The 8,669-nt window shown below is 58.9% G+C and carries 7 protein-coding genes; 5 read left to right on the top strand and 2 right to left on the bottom strand.

From position 1 onward, the window contains the following. Positions 1 to 147 precede the first annotated feature (147 nt). The 3 genes from PA598K_RS23760 to PA598K_RS23750 are packed head-to-tail and all read left to right on the top strand — an operon-like array spanning position 148 to position 3,572. Positions 148 to 1,158, top strand: a complete 1,011-nt coding sequence (locus tag PA598K_RS23760) for a glycoside hydrolase family 130 protein (protein WP_128659350.1) — start codon at positions 148 to 150, stop codon at positions 1,156 to 1,158. A 42-nt stretch (positions 1,159 to 1,200) separates the two neighbouring features. Further along, complete coding sequence (locus PA598K_RS23755) at positions 1,201 to 2,580, top strand: FAD-dependent oxidoreductase (protein WP_128659349.1); 1,380 nt, start codon at positions 1,201 to 1,203, stop codon at positions 2,578 to 2,580. Continuing rightward, positions 2,577 to 3,572 carry an SGNH/GDSL hydrolase family protein gene (locus tag PA598K_RS23750; protein ID WP_128659348.1) on the top strand — a complete coding sequence of 332 codons (996 nt, stop codon included), beginning with the start codon at positions 2,577 to 2,579 and terminating at the stop codon, positions 3,570 to 3,572. The genes PA598K_RS23755 and PA598K_RS23750 overlap by 4 nt, the downstream gene beginning before the upstream one ends. Positions 3,573 to 3,762: 190 nt before the next feature. Here PA598K_RS23750 and PA598K_RS23745 read toward each other — a convergent pair whose 3' ends face one another. Continuing rightward, a complete protein-coding gene (locus PA598K_RS23745) occupies positions 3,763 to 4,641 on the bottom strand; it encodes a carbohydrate ABC transporter permease (protein ID WP_128659347.1) in 879 nt (292 codons plus the stop codon). 191 nt (positions 4,642 to 4,832) lie between these two features. Then, positions 4,833 to 5,777 carry an ABC transporter permease gene (locus PA598K_RS23740; RefSeq protein WP_128659346.1) on the bottom strand — a complete coding sequence of 315 codons (945 nt, stop codon included), beginning with the start codon at positions 5,775 to 5,777 and terminating at the stop codon, positions 4,833 to 4,835. Between the two features lie 137 nt (positions 5,778 to 5,914). Here PA598K_RS23740 and PA598K_RS23735 point away from each other — a divergent pair, with 137 nt between their 5' ends. After that, positions 5,915 to 7,699: a sensor histidine kinase gene (locus tag PA598K_RS23735; RefSeq protein ID WP_128659345.1), complete on the top strand. Its 1,785-nt coding sequence runs from the start codon at positions 5,915 to 5,917 to the stop codon at positions 7,697 to 7,699. Continuing rightward, the coding region (locus tag PA598K_RS36470) for a response regulator (RefSeq protein WP_185602193.1) at positions 7,677 to 8,669 on the top strand (993 nt) is incomplete at its 3' end. The genes PA598K_RS23735 and PA598K_RS36470, both read left to right, overlap by 23 nt.

Genomic DNA, 8,669 nt, shown 5'->3' with positions numbered 1-8,669 from the left:
CCGGGGACAGCGTATGCTTTCGAAGCTAGCTTTTCTGCGAAAAGCTTTCAGGCGAACGCTTCGCTTTTCCAGAATCGATCCGTACCTTTCGGCACCTCCAACAACCTGAACGTTTAATAAAATAGTAATGTAAAGGAGAGTATTCACGTGAGAAATGATACAGTAGGGGCTTTGTTCTCCAGCCCGGTCGTGACCCGGCATGCAGCGAATCCGGTGTTGGCGCCGGGGGATGTGCCTTATGGTCCGGCGATGGTGTTTAATGCCGGTGTCGCCAAGTTCCAGGGCAAGTATGTGATGGTGTTCCGCAATGATTACGGCGATGAGCAGAAGGGGATCGTCGCTCCTCATCATACGACGAATCTTGGAGTCGCCTTTAGCGAGGACGGGATCAAGTGGGAGGTACAGCCTGAGCCGTGCTGGTCCTGGCATGACGAAGAGGTCGTCCGCGTCTATGATCCGCGTCTGACGGTGATCGACGAGCGATGCTACATGTGTTTTGCAGTCGATACGCGGCATGGGTTGCGCGGCGGCATCGCCGTCACTGAGGATTTCCGCTCCTTCGAGGTGCTAAGTCTGTCGCTGCCGGATAATCGCAACATGGTGCTGTTCCCAGAGCGTATCAGCGACAAGTATGTGCGGCTGGAGCGTCCGATGCCGGTATACAGCCGGGGCGGATCCGACCGCTTCGACATGTGGATGAGCGACTCGCCCGACCTGAAATATTGGGGGAATTCCAAGCTGCTGCTTGCCGTTGAGGATGTAGCCTACGCCAACGACAAGGTCGGTCCGGGCGCTCCGCCAGTCAAGACGGACAAAGGCTGGCTGACGTTGTTCCATGCGGTAGACATCGACCGCAGCCGGGGCAAAAATGGCTGGGAGGACAGCTGGAAAAAGCGCTATACGGCTGGCATTATGCTGCTGGATCTGGCCGATCCGAGCCGGATCATCGGCAAAGCGGAGACGCCGCTGCTCGCGCCGGAGGCCGCTTACGAGACGTCCGGGGGCTTCCGCAATGATGTGATCTTCCCCGGCGGCATGATCCTGGAGGACTCCGGGGAAGTCAAAATCTACTACGGCGCCGCAGATACGGTAGAATGTCTGGCGACTGCGCATGTCGATGATTTGTTGCGTCTGTGTCTGGAAGGGCCGAAGCGATAAGCGGCTAAGAACGTCCAATCTATACAGAAATGAGGAAGCTTAATGAATCCATACCTGACGTTACCGCCCGCCAGCATTCCGGTTGCCGATGAGGTGGATGTGCTCGTCATCGGCGGCGGCGCTGCCGGGATCGCTGCCGCAATTGCCGCTGCCAGAGGGGGAGCGCGCACGATGCTGGTGGAGCAGCGAGGGTTCCTCGGCGGTATGGGCACCGTGGCGCTCGTCCCGGCTTTCTGCCCGTTCACCGACAAGCAGAAGCTGATTATCCGCGGACTTGGCCTGGAGCTGATGGAACGGATGAAGCAGGCATGCAATGCTGACTACCGCGCCGCATACCGGGAGATGCTCGACTGGGTGCCGATCGATCCCGAGGTGTTGAAGCGAGTCTACGATGATGCCGTGCTGGAGGCTGGCGTGAAGCCATTGTTCCATACCTTCGTCTACGATGTTGTACGATCTGAGGACAGCCGGAAGGTCGAGGGTGTCGTCGTCGTCAACAAAACGGGACGTTCTTATATCCCGTGCCGGTACATTATCGATTGCTCGGGCGATGGGGATATTGCTGCCCTGGCAGGCGTACCCTTCCAGAAGGGGGGAGAGGCGGGCGAGCTGCAGCCAGGCACCATGTGTTATCTGCTGGCGAATGTCGACCGTCCGAGGTTCATCCGCTTCCTGGAGGAGAGCGGAGATACCGGACAACTGCACAAGACGGTGGAGCGGGCGATCATGGACGGCGCGCTGCCGGAGGGACGCAAGTCGGTCTCCGGACTGGCCTGGGTGAGCGACTACCTGGTAGGCGTCAACTTCGGCCATGTGTTCGGCGTGGATGGTACTAGAGCGGAAGACTTGACACGGGGGGCCATCGAAGGGCGGCGCACGGTGGAGCGTCAGCTTCAGTTTTTCCGCCGATATGTGCCGGGCTTCGAGCATGCCCACATGGTGGCGAGCGGGGAGCAGCTCGGCATTCGAGAGACGAGAAGGATCGAAGGGGACTATATTCTGACCGTCGACGACTTCATCGCTGCGCGCTCCTTCGAGGACGACATCGCTCGCAACGCTTACTATATCGATATTCATCTGGCCCATAGCAAAAGCGAGATGACCTTCAATCATCTGCCGCCTGGCGTGTCTCATGGCGTACCCTATCGGATCTTGCTGCCGGTCGGCATCGACAATCTATGGGTTGCCGGGCGCTCTGTATCCTCGGATCGCGCGGTGCAAGGCTCGCTGCGGGTCATGCCGAATTGCTTCTCTATGGGGCAGGCGGCGGGAACGGCGGCTGTCCTGGCGTTGCGCGATGGCACCGGTTCGAGAGGGATTGTCGTCGCCGAGCTGCAGCAGCGGCTGCTGGAGCAGGATGTGTGGCTCGGAGAGGGCGGCCTGCCTGCTGCCGATCAGCTACAAGAGGATACTAAGCTGTGAAGGAGCTTGCCTTGACGGAGGCGTGGTTCCACGGCGCCGTGTCGCTTGAGCGCCGGGAAGGGGGCGTCAAGCCATGGCGTATCCCTTATCCAGATTACGATCTGTACCCGCCCGAGGGAATCGGGGGGAAGGCCGAGATTTGCGCTGGGGTGCGTCTGCGGTTGCGTACGGATACGACAGCGGTGACGGTAGCCTTCGAGCCGCTTGCGGAGGCCGCCGCGATGGATTGCATGGCTGACGGACAGCGATGTCAGATGTTGAGCCTGGCGGTCGGGGCTACAGAGGCCAACTTCAGCGGACTTGCGCGCGACGCCAAGGACGTGGAGATCTGGCTCCCGACCAATATCGGCATGACGATCACCGGTCTGCGAATCGATCGGGAGTCGACTGCCGTACCACTGCTTGATCCGAGGCCCCGCTGGATCACATACGGCAGCTCGATTACGCAATGCGTCGCGGCTTCCAGTCCTTCTCGCACCTGGCCGGCGATTGCTGCCGAGGCTTGTGGCTTTCAGCTGACCAGTCTCGGCTTCTCCGGCAACTGCCATATGGAGCCGATGATCGGCCGACTGATCCGCGACATGCCCGCCGATTGCATCTCGATCTGTGTCGGCGTCAACATCTACAGCGCAAGCAGCATGAGCCCGCGTCTATTCAAGGCACAGTTGATCGGACTGTTGGAGACGATACGCGAAGGGCATAGCGAGACGCCGTTGCTGGTGATCTCTCCGATCTATGGCACGACACGCGAAACGGAGCCCAATCTGCTGGGCTTCACGCTGCCCTTGATGCGAGAAGCGATCCGCGAGACCGTAGAGCTGCTGCGAGGGCGGGGAGATCGCCAGTTGTATTATCAGGACGGGCTGAATTGGCTAGGTCCTGCGGAGGCAGCTCTGCTGACGGACGGGCTGCACCCCGGAGCCGAAGGCTATGAGTGGATGGGCCGGCGTTTCCGCACTCTGCATGAATATGCCTTCGGAGCGCTGTACTGATCTGCACGGAGCCGTTCCCAAACGGTTATCCCCAGCTTTCACTGATCATCAAGAGCATCCCTCCCCAATGCTGCGCAAAGACGCTTTCAAAACCACAATCGATGTGGGATTGAAAGCGTCTTTGCGTATGCTTATTCGCCCCTCGTTTGTGAAGCAGAAGCTTCCCGGCCATTTACGCTCTCTGCCAAGGCTATTCCTTGACCGCGCCGAGGACGATGCCCTTGACGAAGAAGCGCTGCAGGAACGGATAGACGAGCAGGATCGGCAGCATCGCGATGAAGATCTGCGCCGACTTGACGCTGCGGTTGGAGAGGAGCGCGAGGTCCTCGGGCGTAATACCAGTCTTGCTGAAGTCCTGGACGACGACGATCGTCTGCAGCAGCGTGGCGAGCGGCCATTGCTCCTGCGAGCGCAGGTAGAGCATGCCGTCGAACCAACTGTTCCAGTGCCCGACCATCGTGAATAGCGAGATCGTCGCGATCGCCGGCATCGAGATCGGCAGGTAGACCGAAAACAGGATGCGGAACGTCGAGGCGCCATCGACGATCGCGGCCTCGTCGAGCTCCTTGGGCAAGGCGCGGAAGAAGTTCATCATCAGGATCATGTTCCACACATTGACCAGACCAGGCAGGATGAGCACCCAAAACGAGTTGATCAGACCGAGCTGCTGGATGAGCAGATAATTGGGCACCAGACCGGCGTCGAAGATCATGATAACCAGGAAAAACCAGACGTAGAACACGCGGGCCTTGAACTCGAAGCTGCTGCGGGAGAGCGAGAAGGCGGCCATAATCGTCACGGTCATGCTCAGTACGGTGCCGATGATCGCCCGCATCACCGAAGTGCCGATGGCGCTCGTAAAGTTGTCGTTCTCGAACGTCCGCGCGTAGCTGTCGAAGTTAAAATCGATCGGCAGGAACGTGACGAGATTGGACTCGGCCGCAGACTTGCCGCTCAGCGACACGGCGAAAATATGAATCATCGGCAGGATACATAGGATCGACACCGCGATCAGCACCGCCAGATTAAAGTAATAGAATACCTTGTACGATGGATTTTTATAATACATGGTCGACCTCCATATGTTTAAAAACTTATAAGCGGAACTGGGCTGCCGAATGGACGGGATCGATCCTGGAGAAGCGGAGCGGTCGCCTTTGTCCCCGGATTTCAACCGCTATAGCGGAGGTAAAGAAGAAATCTGGGGACAACAGCGATCGGAAGGATGATCCCGGCCAGAAGGCATGGTTTCCAGTCCGCTTAAAATATCCGATAGTTGGCCCACCGATAAGCGACATAATAGCCGCCGCTGATCAGAATAAAGCCGATCGCGGATTTGAACAGGCCGACGGTAGTGGCAAGACTGTATTGACCGTCCTGGAACGAGCGGAACACGAATGTATCGATAATATCGCCCTTCTCCAGTACGAGCGGGTTGATCAGGTTGAAGATCTGGTCGAAGTTGGCGTTCAGCATGCTGCCCAGCGACAGCGTGAATACGACGACCATCATTGGCATCAGGGACGGCAGCGTAATATGGACTGTCTGCTGCATCCGACCGGCGCCGTCGATCTCGGCCGCTTCGTACAAGTCCGGGTTGATGCCCGACAGCGCAGCGAGGAAGACGATCGCCGAGAAGCCAAATTCCTTCCATAGGTCACTGACGATAACCGTCGTCCGGAACCAGTTGCCCTCGCCGAGGAACATCACCGGATCGAGGTTGAGCGTGACGAGTAAGCGGTTCACAATGCCATCAAGCGAAAGCAGATCGAGCAGGATGCCGCCGAGGATAACCCAGGACATGAAATGCGGCAAGTACACCATCGTCTGGATCGACCGCTTCATCCCCATATTGCGCACTTCATTGAGCATGAGCGCGAACAGCACGGGGACGGCCAGACCGAATATAATTTTCATCACGGAGATGATAAGCGTATTCCAGATGACCTGTACCGTGCCTCGCAGCGTGAACATCATCTGGAAGTTGTCCCAGCCGATCCAGGGCGACTGGCTGATGCCGAGCCACGGCTTGAAATCCTGGAAGGCCATGACGATTCCCGGCATCGGCGCATATTTGAAGACGAGCGCCAGGATGACCGCAGGCAACAGCAACACATGCAGACGCCACGTTCTGAGCAGCGGCTTGCGCCGCGGTCGCCCGGTTGACGTGCCTCCGCTGGATGATATAATGTCGGTATTCTTCATTCGAGTGCCTCCTGAACGTTTGCTGCATCCGGCCGCTGCCACGGCGCGGGCTGTATGAAAAAGTTTAGGGCATCGGTTTTTTTTTGTATACAGCACATCTTAAAGGTGCCTGTCACTTTCTTAAGGAGGTTCTTCACTTGAAACGGAGCCGACCGATATTCTACAAAATCAATGGGGTCATCCTCATCCTGCTCATCCCTGCCGTATTCCTCTATACCTACTTCAGCACGTCGAGCGTGCAAGTCATCGATGCGCAGATGAAAGCGTACAAGGAGAGTCAATTGCTCTTCCTCAAAAGCCAGATCGAATCCAATATCGAGCGGCTGTCCCTCTCGTCCAATGTACTGGCGCGGGACTCGTCGATCCTCGATCTGTATATCAGCATCCTGACCAAGGACTATCTGCGGATGATCGAATACCAGACGTTGGTGAAGGAAAAGCTCTACCTGCAAAGCTTCTCCAGCCATTGGTCCAATGAGCTGGCTGTCTACCTGCCCGCGATCGAAACCCGCATCTCCACCAACCTGAGCAGTCGCTACGACGAGTCCGTGCTGGAGCGCTCGGAGAACGGCGTCTGGACGTTCCAGCCCGGTCGTGAGACGCAAGCTCCCGCCTATCAGATGCTCATCTGGGACCCTTATCTGTCCAAGGATCAGCCGGGCAATGTGAACGCGGTATTCGAGGTGCGCTTCGGCATCGACAATGTCCGTCAGATGCTCCGGCAGTACAATGCCGACAATCCCGGACACAGCTTCCTGCTGACCGAATCGGGCGAGGTGTTCGCCGATAGCGGGCTGTCGGACGAGCTGTATGCCGGGCTCGGCAGCGAGCTGCTGGCTGGCGGACTGGACGGGCTGGGCAGCCGCAACCTGACCGTCGACGGTCAGGATGTCTACCTCAGCTACACAGCGGTGCCGCATCTGGGAGCGTGGCTGATCGACTATGTGCCGCTGGAGCAATTCCACGCGCCGATTATCAAGAGTCGCAATCTGTTTTACATCAGCATGGCGGCGTTGGTCATCCTTGGCTTTTTTGCCTCCTACCTGCTCTATTTGCATGTGCAGAAGCCGCTGTCGACGCTTATTCGCGGGCTCAAGCAGTTCGAGATGGGCGACTATGCGTATCGGATTCATCAGCGCTTCCACAACGAGTTCGACTACATGATGCATCGCTTCAACGACATGGGACGGGAGATCCAGCATCTGATCCAGAACGTCTACGAGGAGCAGCATCGCTCCCGGCTGGCGACGCTCAAGCAATTGCAATCGCAGATCAACCCGCACTTCCTGTATAACTGCCTGTCCTTCATCGCGGCGTGCGCCAAGGCTGGCGAGACGACGACGATCAAGGAGATGGCGTATCATCTCGGCGGCTATTACCGCTACACGACCCGCGTCGAGAATCAGTCGGCGACGCTGAAGGAGGAGATCGAGCTGGTGCGCCATTACCTGCAGATCTATACTTATCGGCTGGAACGGGTCAAGTACCGGATCGAGGTGCCGGAGGAGATGCTGGCGGAGGAAGGGATGCGTCTGATCGTGCAGCCGGTCGTCGAGAATGCGATCATGCATGGCGTCGAGCCCAAGCCCGGACCCGGACTGGTCGTCGTACGAGGGCGCCGCGAGGCGGGCTGGACGATGCTGCAGGTGGAGGACAGCGGCGTCGGTATGACGGAGTCGGCGATCCAGGCGTACGTCGAGCAGCTCGAGCTGCCGATGAGCGAGGAGACCGGCTGCGGACTATGGAATGTCCATCAACGGCTGAAGATTCGCTACGGAGCGGACGCAGGCGTGACGATCGAGCGCTCGGCCGACCTGGGCGGCTTGCTCGTCACCTTGCGGTGGAGGACGGAGCTGACGGACAAGATAGAGCACACCAAGAGAGCAGAGGAGCGCGCATATGAGCCGAATGTTGTTTGTTGACGATGAGCCGGTCATCCTGAAAAGCATGGTGGCCAACGACTGGGCCAGTCTGGGCATCGAGGAGGTGCATCAGGCAGCGTCGGGACTGGAGGCGGTGGCGCTGCTGGAGCAGATGCGGATCGACATCGTCGTCACCGATATCCGCATGCCGGGGATGGATGGGCTGCAGCTATGCAAGTATGTGCAGGAGCATCATCCGCTGACGAAGTGCATCCTGCTGTCGGGCTACGGCGAGTTCGAATACGCCAAGCAAGCGATTCTGTACGGCACGGCCAACTATCTGCTGAAGCCTGTCTCCGACGAGGAGCTGATGGCCGAGGTGGCGCGCGTGAAGCAAGCGCAGGAGGAGGAATGGGAGCGGATCGGGTCGTTCGAGCGGGCCCGCCAGACGCTGCATACGCATCTGCCGACGCTGCGGGCCAGTCTGCTGAGCGATCTGCTCGGCGGCATGCGGCTGCCGTCGCAGGTGCTGGAGGAACGGCTGCGCGATTACCAGATCGCCATGCGGCCTGGCGAGCCCTGCGTCGTGCTGATGACGCGACTGGACGACTCGGAGTCGGCGATCAGCGATCCGGCGCTCTACAGCTTTGCAGTCTACAATATCGCCAGCGAGCTGCTCGGGCCGCACTATGCCGTATGGCATTGCACCGATGCCTACGGCTATCTGGTGTTCATCCTGCAGCCGCGCGAGCGGACGAGCGGAGACGTTGGGGGAGCAGAGCAGCCGCTGAAGCGGTTGGCCGAGGAGCTGATCCTGCAGGTAAAGGCGTATCTGCGCGGGGAGATCTCGGTCCTGATCGGGGAGAGCCGCACGTTCCCGCTGGAGCTGGTCGACCAGTACCGTCGCTCGCTCAATGAATTCCGTAAGGTGCCGCGCAGCCAGCGCGGAGCCGTCGTGCGTGCGGGCGAGCTACAACTGCAATCGCGCGCGCTCGATACGCTCTACTCGCCGCCGAGCTTCCAGCAGCTG

Origin of the sequence: Paenibacillus sp. 598K (assembly GCF_003851045.1) — a bacterium.
Classification (GTDB): domain Bacteria; phylum Bacillota; class Bacilli; order Paenibacillales; family Paenibacillaceae; genus Paenibacillus_D.
The sequence above is the reverse complement of the archived record's forward strand: the minus strand, read 5'-3'. Positions and strand labels throughout refer to the sequence as shown.